This window comes from Neolewinella persica DSM 23188 (assembly GCF_000373105.1).
Classification (GTDB): domain Bacteria; phylum Bacteroidota; class Bacteroidia; order Chitinophagales; family Saprospiraceae; genus Neolewinella; species Neolewinella persica.
Map to the genome: position 1 here is coordinate 1 of NZ_KB890416.1, position 25,838 is coordinate 25,838.

The window sequence follows — 25,838 nt, forward strand, 5'->3', positions numbered from 1 at the left end:
TTCTCAAGTCAGAGCTGGGTTTGGAATCGCCAAGGCTATGGTTTTGGGACAACCGCATGAAGCTGATGAGTATCGTCACCTTGGTCTATGACTTCATGCTCCAGATATTGCGCAACTGGAAAGGCTGGGTTCCTCTTTTTTTAAGAAATTACTGTCATAGAACTGGAAAGCGGTACCGAGATGTCTCGATACCGCTCTACAGACTTAGAATGGCCATCTCGATTTGCCTCACTTTAATGTGGGCTCAAAATTCGGGATGACTCATGTTTTTATTTAAAACTCCCGGACTTTAGTCCACAATGGTGATCTTCAGCATGTTCGTTCGCCGTTGTTTCTCCAAAGGCATGGAGCCGGTATTAACGATCATGTCTCCAGCCGCAACGTGCCCATTCTCCTTAAGGATCCTTGTAACGTCCTCGACCGTTTGGTCGGTGCTGGTGAAGTTGTCGTAGTGGTAGCAACGGACCCCCCAGCAAAGGCTCATAGTGTTGAGCATGTGCTTGAGATCACTAAAGATATAGATCTTGGCATTGGGCCGGAAGCTGGACAATTTGAAAGCCGTGTAGCCGGAACGGGTCATCCCGACGATGCCCCGGGCACCAACATTCTGTGCCGCCCAGGCGGCGGCGGAACAAACTACGTCGCTGACGAAAGTGCCACTTTTTTGGTTGGCCTTCGGCCGCTTCATTCCGATCTCGTAAATCTTCTCCGCTTCGTGGATGATGGCATTCATCGCCTTAACCACGAGTTCCGGATGGCGGCCGACACTGGTTTCGCCAGAAAGCATTACGGCATCGGTACCGTCAAGTACGGCGTTGGCCACGTCCGTTACCTCCGCTCGGGTAGGTCCGGGGTTGTTGATCATGGAGTCCATCATCTGAGTCGCAACGATGACGGGGCGCGCCCGCTGGATACACTTGCGGATGATCTCCTTCTGGATGATCGGCAGGCGCTCCATCGGCACTTCGATGCCGAGGTCACCACGGGCAACCATGATGGCGTTGGAATGCTTGATGATTTTGTCCAGATTTTCAATGGCTTCCGGCTTCTCGATCTTAGAAATGATCTTTGCCGGATGGCCTGCAGCGTCAATGCGCTTCTTGAGATCCTTGAGGTCTTTGGCGTAACGCACAAAGCTCAAAGCAATCCAGTTAACCGGTTGCGTAAGGATGTACTCCAGGTCTTTGAGGTCCTTCTCCGTCAGGCTGGGCAGGCTGATCTTCGTGTTAGGCAGGTTAACGCCTTTGTTCGATTTGAGGACGCCGCCGAATAGCGTTTTCAGTTTTACGGTATCGGTGCCGTTGGTTTCTACCACCTCAAACACCAGGGTGCCGTCATCGACCAACACGCGTTCTCCTACGGTAACGTCTCGTGCAAACTCCGGGTAGCTCATGTACACCCGCTCAGCATTACCGACGCACTTAGTATTCGTAAAGGTTACGATCTGACCTTCGGCTACGGGTAGGCCGTCACCTTCCATTTTACCAACGCGCAGTTTCGGTCCCTGTAAATCGGCAAGGATGCTGACGTGGGTTCCCAACTCGTCATTGAGTTTGACAATGTTTTCTATCGTGCCGCCGTGCACGTCGTGAGTGCCGTGGCTGAAATTGAGGCGAAAAACGTCTACGCCTGCTTTAATCAGTCCTTTGAGGCCTTCGTAAGAGCTGCATGCGGGGCCAACGGTGGCCACAATCTTAGTATTCTGATGGTCGGTAATTTTCATCTTGGGCGGGGGGATAGTGTAGAAAGTACAATAATACGCCAAAGGTACGTTTTTCGTAATTCATCCTTCGTTTTTATTACAGTGGCTGGGGTTTCTGTACCGTTTGGTGACGGGGCTACTCGGTGAAAATTCCGGTGATGATGGTGCCGGGCAGGACCTCGGTAGTGGCGGTCAACTCCCCCGTTGAAAGATTGATGTGGAGTAGAAAATTTTTGGGCGACCCAGTGGAGTTGTTGCCCGATGTAACGATCAATGAATTGGTCGCTGAATGTAGTGCTCTAAGGTTCTTCTTTAGCACAACCGTTTAGGTACAGCAAAACTGGGAATAGAAGTAGGTAAATATTGGGTTTTATGGTAAAGGCGTTTCGCTAACCAGGGTAGGGTAGGGTAGGGTAGGGTACCAGAAAAATCAATAATTCGCCAATAAGCAAAGGTTAAAAAAGTACTTCCTCCCGACGCACCTTCAAGTTCTTATCCGCATGTGTCTTGAACAGATTGTCCCACAAAAAAGCCAATGCACCAACGGCTTTACCGGCAGTGCTTTCGACGGTAAACAGCGGGAAGAGTCGGGAATGGCTGTAAACGATAAAGCTCATGGCCAACAGCTCGCCCTCCGGGCTTTCCACGGCGTGGGTACCGCCCCAACTACGGTGCAGTACCTGATACATGAGGCGTTGCATGGCGTGGTAGGTCCATTCGTTACCGGCAGATTTTCCGTTGACCTTTAACCAAAAGTCAGCTAATCGCTCTGGCTTGAAACTGGATCCGGGGCGCAGGCTGGCCATCTCCGAACGAATGAGGCCTTCGTGGTATTCGGGGGAAAAGTCGCCAATGATTTCTTCATACGGCTGGTTGAGAAAAAGGGCGGAGCCGTCAGCGGTACCGACGGTGAAACGGCCGTTGTTTCCGGGGACGGATGCGGGCTCTACGATGAGCTCACCGCCACGGAAGACTTCAGGTACGGCGTCCCAAAACGCCTGAATGCGTTTGGGGCTGAGTGGTTTTACGGAGTAAATGGCCAGCTCCGGGACCAGGCGGGGCTGTTCGAGCTTACGACGGCCCAACCAGCTGTTGATGTGGGGTAGGGGCATCACACTGACCCAGCGTTCCTCCTCCACTTCTACCAACAGGTCCCACTCCTTGGCCGTGGCGTTGAGAAACCAGTCGTAGCCGTAGAGGCTGCCGTTGGTGGCAAAGTGTACACAACTGTTGTAGAGTTGCTTGTCGAGATCGTCTTGAGCAATAAAGCGAATGTCCATAATAAAAAGGTTGGAATGAGATAATGCGAATGGGGCAGCTTCGTTCAATGAATGGTTGTTTTTTAGGGCGGGGCCGCAGGTGCAATGCCCCCGTCCGGGCCTTCCGGCCCGGTCCCTAAGGAGGAAGGGATTAAGGAGCAAAGGACGGCTTGGACAAAACGACCTAAGGAACGCGAAATAAATAATTCACCTCTTGGTCGAGGAATCGTGCGGAGTATTGAGGTTAGTACTATTTTACCGGTCATGAAGAAAGTACTAGGTTTTATTGCAATGTTGGCCGTGGGCGGGCTGTTGGGTTATGTGGGAGCGACCCTGGTTCTGGGAGACCGGGAACCTGATGGTGTCCCGGTGTTGCCCGAGGACTACGGCACCTATCTGCTACTGTTGTTACCCGTTATATATCTGGTAGTGGTTGGCATACATGAATTGGGACATGTACTGGCGGGCCGATGGCAGAATTTTAAATTTTATAACCTGACGATCGGCCCCTTTGCCTGGAAGCTGGACGACGATGACCGGGTCAGGTTCGTGTGGAACAAAAACCTCAACGTTGCTGGCGGAGTAGCGGTGATGCTGCCCAACGGCAGTAATGCCTTGCGCAAGCGATTCATGTGGTTTGCCGCCGGAGGCCCGTTGGCGTCGCTGGTGCTGGCGATGACCTGTTATCCATTGGCTCAGGTCTTTGGAGAAACCTCCTTCCTGCGGTTCGTCGCTTACACCACCGCTGCACTTTCTATAGTGATCTTCATCGCCACAATACTACCTTTTCGCACCGGAGGTTTTGCGAGCGATGGGTTGCGCATCCTGACTTTTGCCAGGAACGGTGCCACCGCTTTGGCTGACCTTACCGGGCTACGGGCCCTTGCTCACTTAAGGGCCGGCAAAGCTTACGACGAGTTACCAGTGGAGGAAATGGCCGCAGTATCGGCCAATGAGGAAGTACCCGGACAGCAACGGGTAACGATGGATTATTACCGTTACCTGCATGCCATCGGGGTAGGGGATATCGCAAAAGCCAATAGCCTTTTTACTTCAGTTATGGACCGCCTGGACGTTTACCCTTCGGGTACGCACGGGAATTTTTTCCTGGAGGAAGCGCTCTTTTCCGCTAAATACCTAAACGACCTGCCAGCTGCTGAGGCTGCTATGGAAAAAGTGACCAGTAGTCCAATGACTGAGCCTTTGAGCATACACCTCGCTAATGCTGCGATTGCGGAACTGAAGGGGGATGCGGAGGCTCTCGCTACGGAGCTTCCCGGTATAGAAAAGGGTTTAGCCAGGAGCATGGACCAGAGCCGGGTATCCACCATCCGAACATGGTTGTCGGGATGGAAAGACCTGGTGGCGAAAGGCTAGTCATTTGGATCCACCAGTGCGTCAAGATTGAAGTTGTAACTGTGCCGAACTTTGATCTTGATGCACTAGCTGCGTTAAGCTATCGTTAACTTCGGTCCACAAATACTGGTTCGATTGACTTTTTCCGGTTTCGTGCGTTTTATCTACCAACTAACGAATACTATGCGTACCATCCAACAATTCTCCACCAACATCAACTGCGGCAGCTGCGTCCGCTCCGTTACCTCCTTTCTGGACGAGGTAGAGGGCGTAACCATCTGGCGTGTCGATGTGGATGACCCACGGAAAATCCTTTCAGTGGAGGGTTCCGCTGATCCCAAAGCAATCATTACTACCGTACAGGAGGCTGGCTTTGACATTGAGCCTTTGGTGGAAGCGTAGGTTAGTCTATTGGTCTATTGGGGGGCGACAGAGGCTGGCATTTTAGATTGCCGCCGTCCCGCTATTGCTCCTTAAAACCTTTTCATTGCACCTGCGTCCGCGCCCAAGTCCGCTTCAGCTGTTACAGCACCCTGCTGCCACTGCCGCAGGAATCAGCTTGTTTTGTAAACGAGATGATCTGTATACGCTTGCCCCCGGTACGGCGCTGCAGGGAAATAAAGTGCGCAAACTGGAAGGTTTCCTTCAGGCTGCCCTAACGGGAGATCAAAAACCTGTACTCGTAAGCTTCGGTGGAGCTTACAGCAATCATCTTTCAGCGTTGTCTACTGCCGGTCGGTTGTATGAACTGCGGGTGGTGCTTTACGTACGGGGCGAAGAAGCCGATAACCCTTTACTTGATCGAGCACGAGCCGACGGGGCCTACCTGCGGCACTTATCGAGGGCGGAGTACCGCCGTAAAGGCGAGGAGGCGTGGTTAAAAGATAGACAGCTGGAACTGGCGTTGGAGTATCGTCTACCGATCAATTCCATCTGGTTCATTGCCGAAGGAGGAACCTGCCCCGATAGTGCCCGCAACGTCGGAAAGCTTTACAACGAGGTGGTGGACGAATTGGGCGCGTTGCCCGACTACCTCTGCCTAAGCGCCGGCACCGGTGGCAGTGCAGCGGGGATCATCGGCGCGGCGGAAGCCGCGACGCGAGTGGAAGTGTTTCCTGCCCTGAAAGGTAACTGGATGGCCGATGAGATCCGGCGACTCTTACCCCAGAATTCTTCAGATAACTGGACAACGATTACGGATTACCACTTTGGTGGTTACGGTAAATTTCCGAAGGATTGGATTGTTCCCTCGGAGGGCCTGGCTAAGCGTGCGAAGATCGGTGAACCCGACTTGCCTCCATTAGAACCGATCTACACGGCTAAGCTATTCTATGGCGTTTTGGACCGGATCCGGAAAGGGGATTACCCGCCAGGGAGTTCGGTGGTGGTGGTGCATAGTGGGGGGATTTATTGAAGTAGAGAATGCAGGTCTTTTTATCATTCTCTAATTCATTTATTCTCTACCGGGCAAAAACCTGCGTCCAATACAGATCCTCCTCAGCCATACCCATCACGGTATAATCGGCTCCCATGATGTTGCGGCAATGGCCGGGGCTGGAGAGCCAGCCGGCGAACACCGCATCGACATCCGGGTAATTCCAGGCAACGTTTTCTGCCACGGTGCGCCAGGTGTAGCCGGCCCGCGTGACGCGGGTGCCTACTTTGGAGCCGTCGCTGCCGAGGTGTTGCATTTTTCTCATGTTCGCCTGGTCCGCCGAGTGGCTGCGGGCGGCAGCGGTAAGCTTTGCATTAAGGGAGACTGGGGAGACGGGTGGCATGTTGCGACTGCCACACTTGCATCCCGCCCGGCGAGTCCGGTTAACCAACTCGAGGGTTCGTAAAGAGAGCTCGTCGAAGCCAGTGGATGTCGTCACCTCGTCTTCTTCCGCCTGGTCTGGGATAGAGACACCGGTAGTAAGGTCCGTTTCACAGCCGGTACAGGAGAAGAACAAAGAGAGCAGAATAATTGGAACGAGTTGACGCAAGGCGGGGGGGATTTGGGGGGGAGAAGCAGGATTAGGTTACCGTACCGTTCAGACGAACGGAATTGCAAACGAGCGGTGGTGAAACGCTGCTTTTCTAAGAATCATTGTACCTGCGGCCGCGCCGTAACATTTTTCTAAGGCGAAACATCGGTTGGAAAACGTTTTACTCCGCACGTGTCAACCTATCTTTGCCGGGCAAAACTCCCAGCTAAGTGATTCAAATCTTCGTAACCGGCGGCACCTTTGACAAGGAATACAACTTCGTAACCGGCAAACTATTTTTTCAGGATTCAAACTTGCCTGAAATGCTGGACCGGGGGCGCTGCACCCTCGATCTGAACGTTCGTACCCTGATGATGGTCGATAGCCTGGAAATTACCGACCTCGACCGGGAGAACATTGCTAATAATTGTCGTGGCGTGGAGACCAATCAGATCCTGATTACTCACGGTACGGATACAATGGTAGAAACTGCTGAATACCTGGCTCAAAAGGCCATCGCGGGTAAGACCATCGTGCTGACCGGAGCAATGATTCCTTACGCCTTCGGCTCTTCTTCAGACGGATTTTTTAACTTGGGCAGTGCATTGGCATTCGTGCAAGCACTTCCTCCGGGTGTTTATGTTGCCATGAATGGACGGTATTTCAACTGGGACGCTGTGCAAAAAAATCGAAGTACTGGTTACTTTGAGGCCGTCTGACCGTAAAGGTTCGGCAAAAAAATGTTTTCTAACCAAACGATAAGATCATGATGCCCGCCTGGTTTGCCCGCTTTATGCTTCGCCTGCTTGGCGTTCGCGTTATAGATCACAATAAGGGGAACTGGCCCAGGAAGTATGTGATGCCAGTGGTTACCCATACTTCTAACCGGGACTTTTGGTACGGAGTGTATTCCCGTGCCATTCTGGGCGAGTACATTAGGTTTGTCGGGAAGGCTTCCTTGTTTAAGGGGCCACTCGGGGTGTTCCTCAAATGGATGGGCGGGGTGCCGGTGGTGCGCGAAAAGCGATCGAATTTTGTTGATTCCGTTGCCGATATTTTTAAAGAGCGTGATGAATTTCGGCTTAGCCTGGCAGTGGAAGGCACCAGGGCTAAGGTCGACCATTTCAAGACGGGCTTTTATTTTATTGCCAAAAAGGCGGGAGTCCCTTTAGTGATGTGCAAATTTGATTTTGGTAACGAGGGCGTTATTGAATTTTCAGAACCCTATCACCTAACCGACGACATCCGGGCGGATTTCGACTTCATTTACCGGTACTTTGAGGGAGCAATTGGGCTGGTGCCGGAGAATAGCTTTGTTTATGATCCTAAGGTGCTTGATCTTCTGCCGAAGGAGTAGACGAAAACTTGCTTCGCTCGGCTGCTTCGCAGCATTAATTTCACAGAGGTTGGCACGGAGGAATGCACGGAGTACGCACAGAGGGAAATGTAGGGGCGCTCAATCGAGCAAAGCGAGCTGGCACTTGCGGTAGCACTACCCACTACCGAGGCCGAAGGCCATCTACCGAGGTCGTGCAGCGACTGTCTATCCCTCCAGGAAACGAGCTTCATTCACCAGCATATAATTCCCCGTGCTGTTATAAAGCGTGCCTTCAGGGAAAGCTTTTTTGAAAGGCCCTTCGTAATACTCCAAAGCCATCCGGGCGTGTTCTTTGGTATCAGCCAAACGGTTGAAGGCGATAGCTCCACCCGGGGCGAGGCTTGATTTCAGGAGATCCAGAAAATCATCACCATTAAGGTGTTCGGGGACGGTGGCGTCCTGAAAGACGTCGACGCAAATGAGGTCATACTTGCGGGCATCTAGTTGCAGGAAAGCGTAGGCATCGGCCTGGCGTACTTCAACCGGAGACCGCAGCGCAGGCAAGCTGTACTCCGAAGCTAGTTCGATGATGACGGGGTCAATTTCTACGGCGACGTATTCGTAGTCGAGGGCAAGGTAGTCTTCCAGTAATTCGGGGATGCTGCCGAGGCCGAGGCCCAGGACCAGCACGCTGGCTTTCTCGGGCAGAAGTTCGAATTCGAATCGTTCGAACAGTTTGCGAAAATTCAGGTAGTAATCCCCGAAGCTGTAGATGGCTTCTTCGGCCACGAGCTGCAGCCTTCCGTGTACCAGGCTGACCTGTAGGAATGTGTTGTAATCGGACGAAGCAGTCTCCAACACCTGTTCGGTGATGTAGCTGAGCCAGACTTTATATTTTGGGTAAGGAGACTTCACTGGGCGCGAAGATAGCAGGATTGAAGGTTTTGATGGTTATAATTCACGGGCTTGGAAAGGTAGAAACCGGAGCTCTCCATTTAACCGCAATGCGCTAAGTGAGGGAAAGCAATGGTGGGCGCGGCCGCAGGTGCAAAGTGGAGGAGCGGCGCAAGCATAATAAGCCCGGTCGATAATCGATGAAAGGCGGTAACTTCCGCAGACCATATAATGAAATAACCTTCCTTCTAATGCGCTTCTGGCTCCTCTTTCCATTTTGTTGTCTATTCGCTTGTTCCCCAAAAGTCCCGGAAGAAATAAACGGTTACGTGATGGTGGAAGCTGAATCCTATCTAAAACAGACCCAGGATGACATACGCCGCTGGGAGATCATCGATTCCGATAGCCCTAAGAAAAACCTGGTGGACCCCGACGAAAGTCACCACGAAACGGCCTCCGGCAGGGCGTACCTGGAGGCCTTGCCGGATACCCGGGTAACGCATGACGACGTGCTTACTCCGGGAGTCAACTTCAGCAACGAGCCCGGAAAAATGGCGATAGTCGACTATAAAATAAAGTTCAATACGCCGGGACGTTATTACGTTTGGGTACGCGCTTTTAGTTCCGGAGCCGAAGACAACGGAATTCATGTCGGCCTGAACGGCGAATGGCCGGAAAGTGGGCAACGTATGCAATGGTGTGAAGGAAAAAAGCAATGGACATGGGACAGTAAGCAACGGACCAAGGAGGTACACTGCGGAGAGGAAAAGCTGTTGTACCTGGACATCCCCGAAGCGGGAGTTCATAAAATATCTTTCTCCTTACGGGAAGACGGCTTCGAGTTTGATGCTTTCGTGCTGAGCCAGGCGTACGTTTCTCCAGATAACCGTCCTTAGGGACACCGTACAAATAACTTACGCCTTTTGACCGCCTTATTTTGCCCTCACCGTCCTTAAAAATCATTTCCGTAACTGAGGCTATGCAAAGAATTTTGAAGAACAGTGAGAGCAAAAATGTCAGGTTAAAAATCAGAAAGTTATTTATACGGCGTCCCTTAATGAACAAACGACCTGTATACTTTGAGCAGGATCGGAGGCGTTGAACATATTTCTCTATATTCAGTTGCTTTCAAAGGAGGTAAGTTAATTTATGACCTATCTTCCGGCTCCTCCCTTTCAGGAGAACGCCACCTATTTTTACAAAAACCATAAAAGAAATACTAATGGGAATTAATGAAGTTATAAGCCGTCTTGAAACTGGAAACAAACGATTCGTTGCCGATAAACTGGATGGCAAACTGCAAGATTCAAGCCGGAGAGGTGCCCTGACTGGGGGACAAGAGCCCTACGCTATCGTACTGAGTTGTGCGGACAGCCGGGTAGTACCCGAACTGGCTTTCGATACGGGGCTGGGCGAATTATTCGTCGTCAGAGTAGCCGGAAACATCGCCAATACTTCTTCTATCGCCAGCATCGAGTATGCTGTGGCGCACATCGGTTCCAAAGTGATCGTTGTTTTGGGCCACCAAAGTTGCGGTGCGGTTACTGCTGCCGTTGCCGGTGGAGACAATGGCCATAACCTGAACCACCTCCTGGCACATGTGACACCCGCAATTGCCGCGTCTAAAGAAGGTGCTAACATAAACGACGTTGTAAAAGTGAATGCTGAGCTGACCGCCAAGGAACTGGCCAGCCGTTCCTCGATCATCTCCGGTGCGGTTGCGAAAGGAGATCTGAAGATCGTCCCTGCATACTATAACCTGGACTCTGGTAAGATCGACTTCCTCTAAATGACTACCACCAGAGACAATAGCGCTAAACGCTGAGACCGAACATGGGCCATCAGGTCCATTATTTGTGATCAGCCGGGGACACAGCCAAAGGGTAGTGCTACTTTTTCCCATGAAAAGTAGGCCCCCGGCAGGGAGGTTAAACGGTCAACGAATACCAAATTTGCAATTGTCGAGGAATGAATACTTCATTTTAGTGACAGAAGTAATCAGGGAAGGGTTAAAATTTGGGATGACTCATATTTGAATTTTTGGAAGGTTACGGTCAGAGATTAGCAACGATCTCCTCCGCCCAGGCCTTTTCCGCCTTTAACTGGTTGCGTAGCGCGTGTTTAATGATCCACTTCCGTTCTTTGCCGGGAGCGGGCAACCAGCTTTCGATCAATTCCCGGCCGAGGGCTTCGTTGTCTTTCAAAATGTCGTTAAGGCAATTAGCCACAGATTTTTGGACGAACTTTTTAGGATCGTCTTTCAGGGTAGACAGGATAGGGAACAAGGGAGTGGGGTCATCAATGAATTGCTGGAGCTTTGGTGCCCAAGGCAGCTTGGGCCGACCACCCTCGCTGGCTAGCCTGCGAAGATGGAAGCTATCTGCCTTGGCCCAGACAGCCATCTGCTTCAACATCGCTTTCGGGTACTTCTCCAGGTAAGGCCGAATGGTATATTCCGCCGTACTGCGCTGGGTGATTGCTACCATGGCGGCGACGGAATCGGCGAAATGATCCAAGCCGTACTTTTCCACAAACTTGGCCACGGGCATCAACCAGTAGTACTCCTTGAACATCCCCGTTTCGTTAGGATTAGGCGGGCCGAGAATTTGCATCAAGATGGCTAGCTGCTTGGGGTAATCATCCGGAAGGTTATCCTCCAGGCTGTCGGCGATGAGTTCTACGCGGTCTTTAAGCTCCAGCGCATCGGCATTATCCTGTACGGTTTGAACGAAGGCAGCAGTATCGAATTTCGGATAGATCGGCTTGATCTTTTCGGCGATTAGCGTGGCTAAGTCTGCGTCGAACCAGAGTTTTAGTTGCTTGTAGGCCATGGGAGTGAAGTTAGGATGGTTGGACAAATCCCACAAGCCAAAAAACGATTAGCGGTTCAAAATCGTTATCTTTAAACCATGGGCAACGACGTTCCTCCATACACGGCTTATGAAATGCTTACTTCTTTGGGCCCTTTGGCCTAGGAAGGGCCCGTTCGCCTTGAGGCATTCACAAAGTTTTGCGAGAAGTTTCCGGATTTAATTGCCGAGCGGGAAACTTCGGGTAAGGTTATTGTTATGTCGCCCGTAAAATCTGGTTCCGGAGAAAACGAAAGCTATCTTAACGGATATGTGTTCGCTTGGAACCTTGCTAATAAGAAACCAGGCAAAGTATACAGCCCCTCAACCGGCTTCCTACTGGAAGGAGAAGAAGTAGATGCGGCGATGCCGTATGGATTTCCAACGAGCGGCTGGCCCCTTTCGTCGCAGACCCTGATCATAAAGATAAATGGGTAGCGGCAGTTCCGGAGTTCGTCGTAGAACTCAGGTCAACATCTGATATTCTCAAAAAACTCAAGCGAAAGATGAGTAAGACCTGGATGGCCAATGGTGTCCTGCTCGGTTGGCTCGTTGATCCGAAGAAAGAAGTTGTCTACATCTACCGTCAGGGGCAGGAGGAACCGGAAGAGGTTCGCGGCTTTGCGACATCTGTACTTAGCGGAGAGGAAGTGCTTCCGGGGTTTGAGTTTCCGCTGGTGGAGCTTAATCTGTAATGCGAAAATGATTTACAACTTTTTTTTAAAGGCTCGAATTTTCCGTAGTAAGCTTTTCCTTATTTCAGGAGCACCATTTCTCTCTTGATGAGACTTTTCCAGGTAGAATATGTAGTCAATACCTGGAATTGTTGTTTGCTCAACTAAGTAATATCTGAGAGGGTAAAAGAGATCGTGATCCAGCGGGATTTGTTCCTTCGAAATGATGGAGTTGCCCATAACGTAAACCACAGACTTGCCATTAGTATCGTAAACTTTTCCATTAAAGGTTTCGATGATGAACCTTCGTTTATAGTTTAAACTGTCGTAGGACGGTTCATGATTGTAATACACGGAATTGAAGCGATCATTCAATAAGTCAATATCCCTTGCATTGGCAAAAGATATTGTCCTGCTACAGTTGTGTACAGCGTAATTCTCAAGATAGAACAAGTAAGTGTTTGCTTTTTCAAACGTTCGTCTTGTACAGGAATTTAAGCCTTGAGTTATTCTAATAGTGTCGCTTGTTCTCAAGGAAATTCTGCTGCTCCATTCTTGTTTGATTAACAAGTCGTAGATGTTCCCCTTTCGTTCAATGACTTTTGCGACGATGATAATTTCGGCAAGTTCTACTTCTTTCTCAAACGAGCGGTCCACGCATTTGCAGGCAAATCCGGTGCTATTGGCACAAACTAATAGAACGAAAGTTAGGATGTACTTCATGTCTACCGCAACTCCAACCGCACCACCGACTCACAATGACTGGTCTGCGGAAACATGTCCACCGCCCGCGCCCTAACGACCTTATATTTCTCGTCTAGCAAGGCCAGGTCCCGCGCCTGCGTCGCGGGGTTACAGGATACGTAGACGATGACGGGAGGGGCAAGTTGTAGCAGCATCGGAATAACCTTGGGGTGCATGCCCGCCCGCGGCGGGTCGGTGATGAGCACGTCGGGGCGACCGTGTTTCTCCGCAAACTCGGGCGTCAGGATGTCCTCCGTCCGTCCGGCGTACCAGGTGCAATTGTCCAGGCCGTTCATCTCTGCATTGACCTTAGCGTCGTCGATGGCGGCGGCAATCTCCTCGATCCCCACCACGGCACCTGCGTCCTTCGCCACATACTGCCCGATGGAACCGATGCCCGTGTAGAGGTCGTAAACGTTCTCGGTGCCCGTCAGACCGGCATACTCGGCCGTGATGTCGTACAGGCGCTTGCCCTGGCGGGTATTCGTCTGAAAAAACGACTTCGGTCCGATATGGAAACTTACGTGGCCCAGCGTTTCTTTGATGGTGGAGGTACCCGCGAACAGGTGCATCTCCAGGTCCATCATGTATTCGTTGATCTTGCCGTTGATGCAGTAGTACAGGCTGGTGAGGTGTTCCCCATAGTCGGCCATGATGGCGTCCAGGAAAGGCTTGATCTGGTCCTGGTCGTTTTCGAAAAAGGCCAGTACCAGCATGCATTCCCCCGTAGTGGTGGTCCGGATCATGAACTGGCGGAAAAGTCCGACCCGCTCCCGCATATCAAAGAATGGAATCTCCATCCGGATGGCCAACTCCCGGATGCCGTTGCGCAGTTCGTTGCTCGGGCCGTGCTGGAGGTGACATTTTTTGATGTCGATCAACTTATCGTAAGCACCGGCTTTGTGGAAACCTATGACGTCCATCTCGTTAGTCACCGTATCATCACCGACTTCGTCGGCCGTCAGCCAGCGGCGGTTGGCGACGCCATATTCAAGCTTGTTGCGGTAGAAACTCGTCTCCTCGCTGCCCAAAATTGGTTCCCATTCACCGACTTCAACTTTGCCGATACGTGTCAGCGCATCCCGAACAATGCGCTCTTTTTCGCGCAACTGGCCCTCGTAGCTGAAGTCCTGCCATTTGCAGCCGCCACAAACACCGAAGTGCTCGCAAAAGGGCTCGACCCGGTCCTCACTTTTCTTATGAAATTCCAGCGGTGCGGCAAAAAGCACCTTTTTTTTCTTGCGGAAGGGGCGTACGTCCACCACGTCTCCGGGGACTACTTTTTCCACGAAGACGACCATGCCTTCTTCGGTTTTACCCACGCAAAAGCCTTTATCGGCCAGGCCGGTGATGGTCACATTGTCAATGCGTTCGGGGAAGCGGTTGCGGCGGTTACGGGCCATGGTCTAGTCAATTAATCAGCGAGTCAAATAGTCAAGTAGTCAGGCAGGCTCCGGTCCGTTGGCAGCGACTGTTTGACTACCGGACTATTTGACTGCGTAACTAAATAGTCCGCAAAGGTACGTTGGAATTTCACGGTTTTTTTGGCGGGGCCGCGGGTGCAAAAAGAAGGTTTTTAGGCACAAGGCCTTAGCGCCTCATCTCCGGACGGTGAGCAATACTACGGTTGACATTAGGTGTTGGTGGGTTTCGGTATTTGATGGCGATGCCTCCTTCGAATTCCCCGGCAAGGTGCCCTTGAGCAATAATTCGTTCCCCTCAATCTGTAGTGTAAGGAAGTCATCCGGTTGGCTGAAGAGTTCGCTGCGGAGCCGGGCGGTACGCCCCGTTTTCAGATCAATCAGGAAGATGGCCTCGCCACCGCTCACCGGTTTTCGGTGCTGCAGCATAGGCAGTTGATCTCTCCAGACCTCCACTTGGCTGATGGAGGCCCATCGAAGTTTGTCCGGAGCGCCGGTAAGCGCTGCGCCGGTCACAGAAATCCATCGGTGCTGCCCGGCTTCGTTTTTTTGGACGAGTCAGTGGTGCGTCTTAAATATCCTGCCTTCCAGGCCAGGTAGCTCCGTCAATACATATGGCTGACCGGAAGGTTGTTGTTGCTGGCCTCGGAGATTATGGCCATATTAGACCAATAAGCCTCCTTCAGTGCTGCCCTCGCATCTGGGAATCATAACGAAGCCACCGTTTGTTTTATGGTAACCTTCATACTGACCCCGTAGGGGTTGACCCTGAGTAACCCCGGATGGAGGTCGCGGAGTGACCGGCATCCGGGGTGAGTAGCCAAGGCCGCTCAGCGGCCAAGCACTCAGGGTAATAACAGGAAGCAACAGTCATACTCCAGCGATGACTGCCTGTATCCATTGTGTAGTGTGGCTGGTACCGCCGCTGTACTCTAGTGGCGATCACCAGGTGGCACACAACCCCTACAGCCCCAACTCCAAACCAACCCCCTCCGGCACCTCTGCCCTGAAGTGTGAGATGAAGATCAGCGTCCGTTCCGGCGTAAGTACCGCATCCAGTAATCGGCGACAGCGCTCAATGGTCTTAGCGTCAAGTCCCTGAAAAGGTTCGTCGAGCAAAAGTACCGGAGGTGCTTTGATCAAGGCCCGCAGCAGGAGGAGCAGTCGTTGCTCTCCGGTAGAAAACTGCCGGAAAGGTTTTGACGTATGGAGGGCTAATCCGGAAAATCGTAGCAGCGCGTGCAATAGGTCTTCTTGGGCGGAGGTGATCGTTTTCGGCGGTCGAAAGGTATCGTTAAGCCCGCTGAGGAGGACTTCCCGGGCGGTCAGGCTGCCATCGAAGAAGGCATGCAGTTCCGGCGAGGTGAAACCTATCCGTCTTTTGATGTCCCAGATGCTTTCTCCCCGGCCCCTGCGGCGGCCGAAGAGGTGGATACGGTTGGCATATGCCTGAGGATGATCGGCATAGATCAGGCTTAGCAACGTTGATTTTCCACTGCCGTTGTTGCCGGAGACGACCCACTGCTCTCCTGGTTTCACCAGCCAGTTGAGCTGGTCAAGCACGACTTTCTTACCGTAGGCAACGGATACATTCACCAGTTTTAGTACCTGATCGTAATCCGGGGCTTTAGCGGTCTCCTGAAAGTATCGGACGATGTCGGTTATTGGTTCGTCGGTTGCTCGTTTCGGGACGGTGTCTATTGGGTAGTCGGAGAAATTACCTTGAAAGGCGATTGTCCCCTCTTTCAGGTGTAAACGATGGGTTATGCAAGTGGGCGGGGCATCAGTCATTCCAACCAGGATGAGGCTTACGCCATTATTCGACACCAGGTCATCAAGTAAAGTATTCAACCGTGACCGACTTCTGGCATCCAGACCGAGGTACGGGTTATCGATGATCAGTATTTCCGGCTGACCGGCAAGGGCTTTGGCCAACAGGAGCTTTCGGGTTTGGCCACTGGAAAGCTTGATGCGTTCCAGGTCAAGTAAATCCGTTGCGTTTAAGTGGCTAAGGGCGGCTACGGCGGAGGCTTCATCGTGCCCGTTGGCGAGGAGGTAGTCGCGAACGGTCAGGTGCCCGTCGGCATCAAAGGCATTGAAGCGCTGCTGGTAATAGTGGACGGCGTTGGCATTGTGGAATAACCGGCCGCTGTCAGTGAAGGATACCGTGCGGATCGCTTGGAAACGCTCCCCGGTAAGCCCCGGCCAGCTGCGTTGTCCGCTAGTTACCCGGTGCCGACCTGACACAGCTTCAGCAAGGGAACTCTTCCCCACGCCGTTGTTTCCCGTCACCAGCCAGTGTTCGCCGGGGCGGACGGTCCAGTTGATGCCATGGAGTACCGGGGCGCTGCCCCGGGCCAGGGCCAGGTCTTTAAACCGGAGCAGGGGAGTTGTATCTGGAGGAGATGTATTGATGGGGCAAAACTAAGTAGTTGCAAGGAATTTACGCCTAAATACTCTACTGCACCTGCCCCGATAGCTATCGGAATACCTTTCTATCCAACCTGTGGCCGCAGTAGTCTATATGACCAGATGCCGCCTGCGAAACCGCTCAATAAGTGGTAGTCGCCTCAGAAAATAGAGATCAGGAATGATGTCAGCGAACTTGTCTGACCCACGGATATGTTACAATTATCAAGAATAGAAAGCATGAAAAACACTTACTGGGCAGGAATCATCGCTGCTGCCATCATCCTAAGCGGGAATTACCTACTCGGCATTATTAACAATGCAGATGCCCTCGAAATGATCAACGGTAGTCAGCCTACTATCCGTTTCATGTGTTCCGCCGTTATGACGGCAACAGCTACCATTCTTGCGCTGCTGTTAACCATTTTATCTTTTACCGTTAATCGGGAGGAAAAGCTGAGGAAGGATCACTTCAAACGACTTCGGACAATTGCGAAAATGTGTACAGGAACTTTCGTTGCGTCAATGATTGGATTGTTGCTGTTGAGCATCCCCTATACCAAAGCAGAAGGAACTAATGAGATTGCAGAATATTTTAGCATCATCTATTATGTGATGCAGATGTATGCTGCTTTAATGAGTGCAGCTTTGATTACCATTGTTTTCATGTTGTACGAAACGGCAAAAACCGCCATCGTTTTGGTGGACCCGTCATTGGATTCTACTCCAATACTTCGCCAGGTGGAAGAAGAATAAAACCTGTTACACTGATGAACCCGAACTTGAGGCAGCGCCCTCCCGTAATAACAACAGCATTAGTAAATTAATAAAAAGCTGAATTATGGATATTTCTAAACTAAGAGTGGCCGCTTTGGCGACCAACGGATTTGAAGAAGTCGAATACACCAAACCACGAAAAGCCCTGGAGGAGGCCGGAGCAACTGTTCATCTCGTCAGCCCTGAAAAAGGTGGCGTCCAGGCATGGGCAACTGACGATTGGGGTGGCATCTATGACGTTGATAAGTTACTTTCCGAAACCAATGCGGCGGACTACGACGCTTTGCTGCTGCCGGGAGGTGTCCTTAATCCAGATATCCTTCGTGTCAATGATGAGGCACTTTCCTTCGTGAAGCATTTCGCCCAAAATGATAAACCTATTGCCTTCATTTGTCACGCCGGGCAAATCCTTATTTCTGCTGGTCTCATTAAAGGCCGCAAAGTAACGGGCTATAAATCCATTCGTACCGATTTGCGCGGTGCTGGTGGCATTGTCAGTAATGATGAGCAGGTGGTAGTGGATAATAACTTCATCAGTAGCCGTAATCCTGACGACATCCCTGCCTTCAATGAGAAAATGCTGGAGGTCTTTGCCAAAATGGCCGCATAAGACTGTCCATCACAGTCGGCCTGCTAGTGCCCCGTATTCGAAGAACGAATACGGGGCACTAATTTTATGTACAACTTAGGTGTAACAAACCAATAGTAACTGGAATAAAGAAAAAAAACTATGAGAAACTTCTTTTCTGTCTTCCTGCTAATTGCTACCTCCATACTCTTCACCTCCTGCGGTGCCGACGGCAACTTAAACGCTGAGCTGATCAAAGGCTACGTCGATCAATTCCAGGAGGAGATAATGCCGACCAAGGAAGAATTTCGCCAGATGGCCGAGCAGCAAATCGCTCGTATGCCAGCCGGCGAACAAGCCGAAGCCCGCGAAGCCCTGGCTGAAACCCTGGCCAACTGGCCAACTAGCGAACAATTAGACAGTCTGGTTGATGGTGCCGTATCAGAAATGCCTACCCGGGCTGAATTCGACAAAGCAATGGACGAACTGGCCAGAGAAATGCCCGGAGGAGGTTCTCTGCAAAAAGCCATCGAAGAAGCTATGGATGAAATCCCTCAGGGGGAAGAACTGAATAAGGCCGTAGAGAAGAGCCTGGAGGAAATGGAAAAATCCGCTAAAGAAACTCGGAAGGCGATTAAGGAGAACCGTTAGGTCCTCTAATTCTGGATCAGAAATAGAAACGGCCCACCAGGATTAACTCCGGGTGGGCCGTATTCATTACCGTTGGGATCAAGGGTAGACTATGAACTGCCGACTATTGAACTAATTTAAAGTCCCAGTAACAACAGCGTAGGGTCTTCCAGTAACTGCTTCACCTTCACGAGGAAGGTTACGGAGCTGGAGCCATCGATCACGCGGTGATCGTAGCTGAGGGCGAGGTACATCATCGGGCGAATAACCACCTGACCATCGACGGCAACCGGCCGCTCAATGATGTTGTGCATGCCCAGAATGGCGCTTTGCGGCTGGTTGAGGATCGGAGTACTGAGCATACTACCGAACACCCCACCGTTGGTGATGGTGAACGTTCCGCCGGTCATCTCTTCGATGCTCAATTTGTTGTCGCGGGCCTTGGCGGCCAGGGTTTTGAGCTTGCTTTCGATATCGGCAAAGTGGAGGCTCTCAATATTGTGGATGGGCGGTACGACGAGGCCGGTAGGAGTTGAAACCGCGAAGCTGATGTCGACGTAGTCGTGGTAAATCAGGCTCTTTTCGTCGTCGCCGAGGTGGGCGTTAACGTCGGGCATCTCCATGAGCACCTGAGCACAGGCCTTGGCGAAAATGGACATGAAACCGAGCTTGACGCCGTGCTTTTCAACAAATTTATCCTGTACCTTTTTACGAAGATTCATGACCTCGCTCAGGTCTACCTCGTTAAAGGTAGTGAGCATGGCCGTTTGGTTTTTTGCGGATACCAGGCGATTGGCGATGGTCCGGCGCATGCGGCTCATCTTTTCGGTACGGGTCTCGCGGCTAAAGGACTGCTGGACTGCTGGACTGCTGGACTCTTTGACTTCTTTGGGCGGGGCCGCAGGTGCAGGGGCTGCTTTTTGAGCAGCAGAGGCCGGAGCGGCGGCTGCTTTTTGGGCATCTTCTTTGGTGATCCGTCCGTCGCGGCCAGTACCGTTCACGGCACTGGGGTCAACATCAGCTTCCCGGAGGATCTTACCAGCTGCTGGGCTGGGAGTGCCGGTGGCGTAATTAGTAGCTGGCTCAGCAGGCGCTGCTGAAGCAGTAGCCTTGGTTTCTTCTTTCGGCGCGGGGGCGGCAGCTTCCTTAGGAGTTTCGCTGCTTCCACCACCACCATCGTCGTCGGGCGTAGCGCTGGTGTCGATCCTGGCAACCAGGGCACCGATTTCCAGGTCGTCGCCTTCGGCGGCAACGTGGATGATGCGACCTGCCGCTTCGGCAGGGAACTCCAGGGTGGCCTTGTCGGATTCAAACTCGCAAATGGCCTCGTCGAGCTCAACATAATCACCGTCGGCCTTCAACCATTCAGACAGGGTTACTTCGGTGACGGACTCCCCGATGACCGGGACTTTCATTTCGACGATGCTCATATTAGTGCAAGATTTTTAGCGATGCTTTAGCCTTGATTAACAGATTACCGGTCCACAGGTTTATGCATTGGGCAATCAGAAGGCAAAGTTCGGCTAAATTTATTTAGGGACAAAGTTATATGTCCATTACTAGGTCCGGGCGGTTAAGCTATATCGCCTATTAAGCCCGTAAAATGCCCCAGCGAAAGAATTCACTTTTTCGGATAGACTACAATCGTAATTCGTTATTCGACAACTGGAGATTTTCAGCAATACCAGCGAGCTATTTCTTATTGTCGGTCAACACTTCCCTGCACCTGCGTTCTCGCCTCCTTAACTGCATCAGGTTTTAAACAAAAAAAGCCAGGATTCAGTATACTGAATCCTGGCTTCTCTAAATAGAAAATAAGCGACCTAAGTGCTGCTTAAAGTACAAAGCTTAGGCGGGCAAATGCATACCTTCCGTTGGCACCAAACTGCTGCGAGCGGCGGCTGTACAGGAAGCGGCCGTCGCTCTGGTTGGCCTCAATATTGAGGTCAGGGTAAACGTCGAGCAGGTTGTTAGCTCCAATGGTGAAGCCGACTCGCTTGCTGAATTGGTAGCCGAGGCTGAGGTCGGTTACCGTCTTGCCGGCAAATTCCTGGTCGTTGGCCGTAGCGTTGGTTGCCTCATCTACGGCACCGAAGTAGACGTTGCGGAAGAAGACGTTCAGCTTATTGATCTTGTAGCTCAGCGTCAGGTTGATCTTCGTACGCGGTACGGCACTTTCCAGGAAGATCTGGCTGGTGCGGTCGAAGTAAGTATCCTCAAGGCCTTCCAGTACGTCACCGGTGTTGATATTCTGCAGGGTAGTCTGGGCGAAGGTAGCGGCGAGGCTCGTGTTGAGTTTACCGTTGCCGAGCCGGGCGTTGTGCGTAACTACGATGTCGACACCGGCGGTGCGCGAGTCGATGGCGTTGGCGAAGAAGGCCGCCCGGTTGGCGTTGGCCTGTTGCAGCAAACGGCTGATCTCCCGCTCCTGATCGGTCCCGGTGCCCCCTTGGAAATTACCGGTGAGGACCACCCGGTCCTGAATATCGATAAGGTAACCATCGATAGTAATCGACAGGTTGGCGGAGGGAATACGACCGGTGATGCCACCGCTGAAGTTGGTGCTTACCTCCTGCTTCAACTGGGGAATACCAAGCAACTGGGCCGGCCGACTTTCATTGTTGAAAACGCCGACTTCAAACGCTACCCCGTCAACGAATATCGTTGAGGTAGAATTAAAGTTAAGCTGGTGCAGCGAGGGCGCGCGGAAACCGGTACTGGCTGCGGCGCGGAGGGTCCAGTTGTCAGAAACCAGGTAGCGGGTGGTCAGCTTACCGTTGACGGTAGAGCCAAAATCGCTGTAGTTCTCAAAACGGCCAGCAAAGCCAAGCAGGAATTTTTCAGTAAGGTCAGCTTCCAGGTCACCGTAGAAGCCTAAGCTATTACGGTAGGCGTTTACTTCGTTGTTCGGGCTAAAACCGGGAAATACCTGCGCCCCACCGGGGCGGGCGCGGCCGAGGGGGTCGAATACGGTGCTGATCGGTCCCTGTCCGTCGCGGATCAGGATGGTGTCGCCGCCGTTGGTCTCAAACTGGGTGGCCAGGCCGTAGTTGGTGTAGCTGGCTTCTTCGCCGGCGTTGATCTGGTAGTTCTCCAGACGGTACTCGGCACCGAAGGCGACGTTGAGGCCGGCGAAAATGTCGCCGAAGTAGCGGCGCACGTCAAGGTTAGAGGTGTTCTGAGCGAAGCTGAAGCCACCGGCGTCGAAGGAAGTCGGCGATGCCGATTCCAGGCTGGCGTTGAGGGTATTGGTAATCAGGTAGTTGAAGCCGTTGGTGCCGTAGACGTTGCTGAAGTCAACGTCCCAGCCTTCGTACTCCCCCTTGATGCCGAAGCCGAGGCTGGCGTCGTTGATGTTGGAGTTGATCTCGGGCAGGAAGCCGTTGGGGTAGATATCGGTAACCGTACGTTCCTGGTTGGGCAGGCGGTAGAAACCGGCGGCGTTGCCGCGGCGGTAGTTGAGGCCGCCGAAGGCGTAAACCTCGGCCTGGTCTGCCACGGGCAGGCTGAAGTTCATCATCATGCCGCCGTTGCGGATGGCCGACTGGCCCACGCGCATGTTGAAGTCGCTGCGCTGCAAGCCCCGCCGCTGAAGTTCGGCATCGGTGATGTTGTCTCCCGGTGCCGCACCGGAAGCCGGGTTGTTGTAGCCACTAAAGATGGAGCCGCCCCATTCCTTCATCCGGTTGGTGTACTCCCGGTTGTCAAAGGTGCCGGTAAGGTTGATGAAGCCGCCCTGGTCGCCGACGGCCAGGCCATAGTTGGCGCTAAGTTGGTTGAACTCTCCGTCGATGCTGCCATCCTGCTCGGGGATTTCGCCGCTGAGGTAAGCGCCGGTTTCGGCGGTGAAGGCCAGACCTTTGTCGTCTTTCAGGATGATGTTGATCACCCCCGCGATGGCGTCGGAACCGTACTGGGCGGAAGCCCCGTCACGCAAAATCTCAATCCGCTCAATGGCGGCTACGGGAATGGAGTTAAGGTCAGTACCTACGTTGCCCCGGCCGAAGGTGCCGTTGACGTTAACGAGGGAGGTGTTATGCCGCCGCTTACCGTTGATGAGTACCAGCACCTGATCCGGACCCAGGCCACGCAGGGAAGCTGGGTCGATGTGGTCCGTACCGTCGGAGATCGTCTGGGTATTGGAACTGAAGCTGGGGGCTACGAAATTAAGTAGCTGATTAACATTGGTCTGCGCCGAGGAAGACACGAGCTCCTTGACATTAACAATGTCCACCGGGACGGGTGTCGTGAGCTTGGTACGTCCGGTAGACCGGCTGCCGATCAGGACAATCTCGTCGAGATCGTTGCCTACCGCAAGCACTACGTCTATTTTATCTGCATCACCGATCATCATTTCTTTGTTGCCAAAGCCGAGGAAGGAGAAAACCAGGGTGTTGTAGCCTGCGGGCACGGAGATGTCGTACTTGCCGTCGAAATCGGTAACGGTACCCAGGCTCTGTCCCTTGATGGTGACATAGGCACCGATGAGTGGTTCACCGTCCTCTCCGGAGACGGTACCTGAAATCATACGCTGCGCAAACAGCGAGGTTGCCGTAAGGAGTATACCTACGGCAAGTAGTAGAAAACGTTTCATAACTAGTGCGTTTAATTGATTAATACAGATTTGTTTAATGCCTATACAGGTGTAAAGGCAAGACCTCATCTTCCAAACAAGTTGCTTCTCTTGCTTCGGATACAGCTTTAAAATATCTTTAGGTTAGGTTCATTGAGGAGTAGACAAGGACGGCCATAAGCCAGCGGACTGTTCCTGTAACTTACGGGAAAAATACTAATATATTCGTGGTAAGGCACAAAAAAGCCCACTCCGAGGGTGGGAGTGGGCTAACCGCATGCTAGCAGTTGTTGGCTGTAAGGGCAGGAGTCGAACCTGCAAAAGGCGGTTAGTCGATAATTCATCGCTCCGGAAGAGCCGGGCCCTGCCAGAGCCGTGAATCATGATTTATCCCGGATTCCTCACCCGCGAGACAAGCGGGCATGGCTGCCAGTTTCATCACCTTACAAGGTGCAGGTTGCAGGTTACAAGTTGCAGGTTACAAGGTGCAGGTTGCAGGTTACAAGTTGCAGGTGTCGGAACCTGTAACTTGCAACTTGCAACTTGTAACTTGTAACTTGCAACCTGTTTCGCTGTAGAGGCAGGAGTCGAACCTGCAAGGGGACGTTAGCCTTGAACTGTTGCTCCGGAGAGGCAAGCCCCTTACGGAGCATCAATTCGTGGTTTATTCGTGGTTCCCCACCCGCGAGACAAGCGGGCATGGCTGCCAATTTCATCACTCTACAATGTTCAGGTTTCAAGTTGCAGGTTTTTAGTTCCCGTTGGAACCTGCAACCTGCAACGTGCAACTTGAATGGCTGTAAGGGCAGGAGTCGAACCTGCAAAAGGCGGTTAGTCGATAATTCATCGCTCCGGAAGAGCCGGGCCCTGCTAGAGCCGTGAATCATGGTTTATCCCGGATTCCTCACCCGCGAGACAAGCGGGCATGGCTGCCAGTTTCATCACCTTACAAAGTGCAGGTTGCAGGTTATAAGTTGCAGGTGTCGGAACCTGTAACTTGCAACTTGCAACCTGTTTCGCTGTAGAGGCAGGAGTCGAACCTGCAAGGGGACGTTAGCCTTGAACTGTTGCTCCGGAGAGGCAAGCCCCTTACGGAGCATCAATTCGTGGTTTATTCGTGGTTCCCCACCCGCGAGACAAGCGGGCATGGCTGCCAATTTCATCACTCTACATTGTGTCCGGGTTGTAGTCCCGGAAAAACAACGGAACGTTTTCCATCGCTGTGTCCTTTTGACATTGGCAAAGATGCAATGATTAAAGTCAATTGTGCAAGTATTTTCAATGAATTGGTTGTATTTTTATCATTTGATTAATAATTAGGCATTATACATGTTGAATTGTTAATTGCATATACTCAATTTGGCTTTTGATTGAAAAATCACCAATAAGCCACTCGGAATCCCGTTTTTAGCTTGAATATTGGGTCGCACTCATTGCAAAAACCGGACATCATTGCTCTTTGTCCTTTTCTCTGCACCTGCGACCGCGCCACACCTTCTTACTAAGCTTAAAGATTAAGCAAACAAAAATAGTAACCGCTACGTTATCTTGTCGTCTCAAATATAAAAGCCATGTCTGCCGAACTCGACCTTGCCACTAAGAACCTGAACAGAATGGGCTTCCTCGACCTCGAGGTTGACCCGACACTCGACCTGGTGGCCGAAATTAATAAGCTTAAGAAAGAACGCAACGCCGTTATCCTGGCTCACTATTACCAAGAGTCGGAAATCCAGGACATTGCTGACTATATCGGTGATAGCCTTGGGTTGAGCCAGCAGGCTGCCGAAACGGATGCGGACATCATCGTCTTTGCCGGCGTACACTTTATGGCCGAAACGGCCAAAATGCTCAGTCCCGGTAAGAAGGTATTGCTGCCCGACCTGAAGGCTGGCTGTTCCCTAGCTGACAGCTGCCCGGCACCGGTTTTTCGCAAATTCAAGGAAAAGTACCCCGACCATAAGGTGGTCTCCTACATTAACTGTACGGCTGAGCTGAAAACCCTGACGGACATTTGTTGCACCAGCACCAATGCCCGCCACGTCATCGATTCTATTCCCAGGGACCAGCCGATCATCTTTGCGCCTGACGTTAATCTCGGTCGCTGGCTGGTGAAAGAAACCGGTCGTGATATGGTGCTGTGGAACGGTTCCTGTATGGTCCACGAAATCTTTAGTCACGAGAAGATCACCAAGCTGCGGATGAAGCATCCGGAAGCAGCGTTCATCGCACACCCCGAATGTGAAGCTCACATCCTCGATGCGGCTGACCACGTTGGCTCTACTTCCAGCCTGCTGCGGTTTACCCGCGAAAGTGATTACCAGGAGTTCATCGTTGCTACGGAGCCCGGCATCATCCACCAAATGGAGAAAGAAAGCCCCGGGAAAACCTTCTACCCTGCGCCACCCAACAACACCTGTGCCTGCAATGAGTGCCCGCACATGAAGCGGAATACAATGGAGAAGCTCTACCTGTGTATGAAGCACGAAATGCCGGAGATCACTTTGCCTGAATGGGTGATTGAGCAGGGAGTGGCTAGTATAGATCGGATGCTGGAGATTTCGGCCCGGGCGGGGTTGTAGTCTTCCTACGGGTGTTGATTTAGTCAAATGATCAGGTTGGCTTAGGTGCATTCAATCAGACATCCCTATATTGGATGGGGTAGGAGTCTTCTATTGATAAACTCCACCTGAAAAATAA

The 25,838-nt window shown here is 52.0% G+C and carries 25 protein-coding genes; 13 read left to right on the forward strand and 12 right to left on the reverse strand.

Going from position 1 to position 25,838, the window contains the following annotated elements:
* Positions 1-289 precede the first annotated feature (289 nt).
* The 3 genes from pyk to B036_RS0103660 form a co-directional block, all read right to left on the reverse strand.
* On the reverse strand, positions 290-1,723 hold the full coding sequence (gene pyk / locus B036_RS0103655; RefSeq protein WP_020567330.1) for a pyruvate kinase: 1,434 nt from the start codon (positions 1,721-1,723) through the stop codon (positions 290-292).
* Between the two features lie 115 nt (positions 1,724-1,838).
* On the reverse strand, positions 1,839-2,021 hold the full coding sequence (locus B036_RS33400) for a hypothetical protein (RefSeq protein ID WP_157472026.1): 183 nt from the start codon (positions 2,019-2,021) through the stop codon (positions 1,839-1,841).
* Between the two features lie 136 nt (positions 2,022-2,157).
* Complete coding sequence (locus B036_RS0103660) at positions 2,158-2,982, reverse strand: hypothetical protein (protein ID WP_020567331.1); 825 nt, start codon at positions 2,980-2,982, stop codon at positions 2,158-2,160.
* A gap of 243 nt (positions 2,983-3,225) precedes the next feature.
* On the opposite strand from B036_RS0103660, the gene B036_RS0103665 reads away from it, so the two are divergent.
* The 3 genes from B036_RS0103665 to B036_RS0103675 all read left to right on the forward strand — a co-directional run bounded on the left by B036_RS0103665 (position 3,226) and on the right by B036_RS0103675 (position 5,731).
* Entirely contained in the window at positions 3,226-4,338 is a 1,113-nt protein-coding gene (locus tag B036_RS0103665; protein WP_020567332.1) for a M50 family metallopeptidase, read from the forward strand.
* Between the two features lie 162 nt (positions 4,339-4,500).
* Positions 4,501-4,719: a heavy-metal-associated domain-containing protein gene (locus tag B036_RS0103670; RefSeq protein ID WP_020567333.1), complete on the forward strand. Its 219-nt coding sequence runs from the start codon at positions 4,501-4,503 to the stop codon at positions 4,717-4,719.
* An 85-nt stretch (positions 4,720-4,804) separates the two neighbouring features.
* Positions 4,805-5,731, forward strand: coding sequence for a 1-aminocyclopropane-1-carboxylate deaminase/D-cysteine desulfhydrase (locus B036_RS0103675; RefSeq protein WP_026231660.1), 927 nt, complete (start codon positions 4,805-4,807; stop codon positions 5,729-5,731).
* A gap of 46 nt (positions 5,732-5,777) precedes the next feature.
* On the opposite strand, the gene B036_RS27920 is transcribed toward B036_RS0103675, so the two are convergent.
* Positions 5,778-6,302, reverse strand: a complete 525-nt coding sequence (locus B036_RS27920; RefSeq protein ID WP_052333908.1) for a CAP domain-containing protein — start codon at positions 6,300-6,302, stop codon at positions 5,778-5,780.
* Positions 6,303-6,514: 212 nt separating this feature from the next.
* Between B036_RS27920 and B036_RS0103685 the strand changes: the two genes are divergently transcribed.
* Both B036_RS0103685 and B036_RS27925 read left to right on the forward strand, forming a co-directional pair.
* Entirely contained in the window at positions 6,515-7,003 is a 489-nt protein-coding gene (locus B036_RS0103685; RefSeq protein ID WP_020567336.1) for an asparaginase domain-containing protein, read from the forward strand.
* 47 nt (positions 7,004-7,050) lie between these two features.
* Positions 7,051-7,641 carry a 1-acyl-sn-glycerol-3-phosphate acyltransferase gene (locus tag B036_RS27925; RefSeq protein WP_020567337.1) on the forward strand — a complete coding sequence of 197 codons (591 nt, stop codon included), beginning with the start codon at positions 7,051-7,053 and terminating at the stop codon, positions 7,639-7,641.
* Between the two features lie 186 nt (positions 7,642-7,827).
* Here B036_RS27925 and B036_RS0103695 read toward each other — a convergent pair whose 3' ends face one another.
* A complete protein-coding gene (locus tag B036_RS0103695; protein ID WP_020567338.1) occupies positions 7,828-8,517 on the reverse strand; it encodes a spermidine synthase in 690 nt (229 codons plus the stop codon).
* 230 nt (positions 8,518-8,747) lie between these two features.
* On the opposite strand from B036_RS0103695, the gene B036_RS0103700 reads away from it, so the two are divergent.
* Together B036_RS0103700 and B036_RS0103705 are read left to right on the forward strand one after the other, a co-directional pair.
* Positions 8,748-9,392 carry a hypothetical protein gene (locus B036_RS0103700; protein ID WP_020567339.1) on the forward strand — a complete coding sequence of 215 codons (645 nt, stop codon included), beginning with the start codon at positions 8,748-8,750 and terminating at the stop codon, positions 9,390-9,392.
* A 326-nt stretch (positions 9,393-9,718) separates the two neighbouring features.
* Positions 9,719-10,285, forward strand: coding sequence for a carbonic anhydrase (locus B036_RS0103705; RefSeq protein WP_020567340.1), 567 nt, complete (start codon positions 9,719-9,721; stop codon positions 10,283-10,285).
* 265 nt (positions 10,286-10,550) lie between these two features.
* On the opposite strand, the gene B036_RS0103710 is transcribed toward B036_RS0103705, so the two are convergent.
* Entirely contained in the window at positions 10,551-11,327 is a 777-nt protein-coding gene (locus tag B036_RS0103710; protein ID WP_020567341.1) for a DNA alkylation repair protein, read from the reverse strand.
* A gap of 237 nt (positions 11,328-11,564) precedes the next feature.
* Between B036_RS0103710 and B036_RS34205 the strand changes: the two genes are divergently transcribed.
* The gene (locus B036_RS34205) at positions 11,565-11,783 is read left to right on the forward strand and encodes a hypothetical protein (RefSeq protein WP_020567342.1); all 219 of its coding nucleotides are present in this window, start codon (positions 11,565-11,567) and stop codon (positions 11,781-11,783) included.
* Positions 11,723-12,040 carry a Uma2 family endonuclease gene (locus B036_RS32845; protein ID WP_406603396.1) on the forward strand — a complete coding sequence of 106 codons (318 nt, stop codon included), beginning with the start codon at positions 11,723-11,725 and terminating at the stop codon, positions 12,038-12,040. Before B036_RS34205 ends, B036_RS32845 begins: the two co-directional genes overlap by 61 nt.
* A gap of 12 nt (positions 12,041-12,052) precedes the next feature.
* On the opposite strand, the gene B036_RS0103725 is transcribed toward B036_RS32845, so the two are convergent.
* From B036_RS0103725 to B036_RS0103740, 4 genes are all read right to left on the reverse strand, one after another.
* Positions 12,053-12,742 (reverse strand): hypothetical protein, encoded by a 690-nt coding sequence (locus B036_RS0103725; RefSeq protein WP_020567344.1) that lies wholly within the window; start codon positions 12,740-12,742, stop codon positions 12,053-12,055.
* 2 nt (positions 12,743-12,744) lie between these two features.
* A complete protein-coding gene (rlmD, locus tag B036_RS0103730) occupies positions 12,745-14,166 on the reverse strand; it encodes a 23S rRNA (uracil(1939)-C(5))-methyltransferase RlmD (protein ID WP_020567345.1) in 1,422 nt (473 codons plus the stop codon).
* Between the two features lie 195 nt (positions 14,167-14,361).
* Positions 14,362-14,613 (reverse strand): hypothetical protein, encoded by a 252-nt coding sequence (locus tag B036_RS27935; RefSeq protein WP_044101762.1) that lies wholly within the window; start codon positions 14,611-14,613, stop codon positions 14,362-14,364.
* Positions 14,614-15,147: 534 nt separating this feature from the next.
* Positions 15,148-16,599 carry an ATP-binding cassette domain-containing protein gene (locus tag B036_RS0103740; RefSeq protein ID WP_319922324.1) on the reverse strand — a complete coding sequence of 484 codons (1,452 nt, stop codon included), beginning with the start codon at positions 16,597-16,599 and terminating at the stop codon, positions 15,148-15,150.
* Positions 16,600-16,833: 234 nt separating this feature from the next.
* On the opposite strand from B036_RS0103740, the gene B036_RS0103745 reads away from it, so the two are divergent.
* From B036_RS0103745 to B036_RS0103755, 3 genes are all read left to right on the forward strand, one after another.
* Positions 16,834-17,349: a hypothetical protein gene (locus B036_RS0103745; protein WP_020567348.1), complete on the forward strand. Its 516-nt coding sequence runs from the start codon at positions 16,834-16,836 to the stop codon at positions 17,347-17,349.
* An 85-nt stretch (positions 17,350-17,434) separates the two neighbouring features.
* Complete coding sequence (locus tag B036_RS0103750) at positions 17,435-17,980, forward strand: type 1 glutamine amidotransferase domain-containing protein (protein ID WP_020567349.1); 546 nt, start codon at positions 17,435-17,437, stop codon at positions 17,978-17,980.
* Between the two features lie 120 nt (positions 17,981-18,100).
* Entirely contained in the window at positions 18,101-18,589 is a 489-nt protein-coding gene (locus B036_RS0103755) for a hypothetical protein (protein WP_020567350.1), read from the forward strand.
* 116 nt (positions 18,590-18,705) lie between these two features.
* On the opposite strand, the gene odhB is transcribed toward B036_RS0103755, so the two are convergent.
* Together odhB and B036_RS0103765 are read right to left on the reverse strand one after the other, a co-directional pair.
* Positions 18,706-19,998 (reverse strand): 2-oxoglutarate dehydrogenase complex dihydrolipoyllysine-residue succinyltransferase, encoded by a 1,293-nt coding sequence (gene odhB, locus B036_RS0103760; RefSeq protein WP_020567351.1) that lies wholly within the window; start codon positions 19,996-19,998, stop codon positions 18,706-18,708.
* A 404-nt stretch (positions 19,999-20,402) separates the two neighbouring features.
* Complete coding sequence (locus B036_RS0103765) at positions 20,403-23,162, reverse strand: TonB-dependent receptor (protein WP_020567352.1); 2,760 nt, start codon at positions 23,160-23,162, stop codon at positions 20,403-20,405.
* 1,550 nt (positions 23,163-24,712) lie between these two features.
* Between B036_RS0103765 and nadA the strand changes: the two genes are divergently transcribed.
* Positions 24,713-25,720, forward strand: coding sequence for a quinolinate synthase NadA (gene nadA / locus B036_RS0103775; protein ID WP_020567355.1), 1,008 nt, complete (start codon positions 24,713-24,715; stop codon positions 25,718-25,720).
* Positions 25,721-25,838 lie beyond the last annotated feature (118 nt).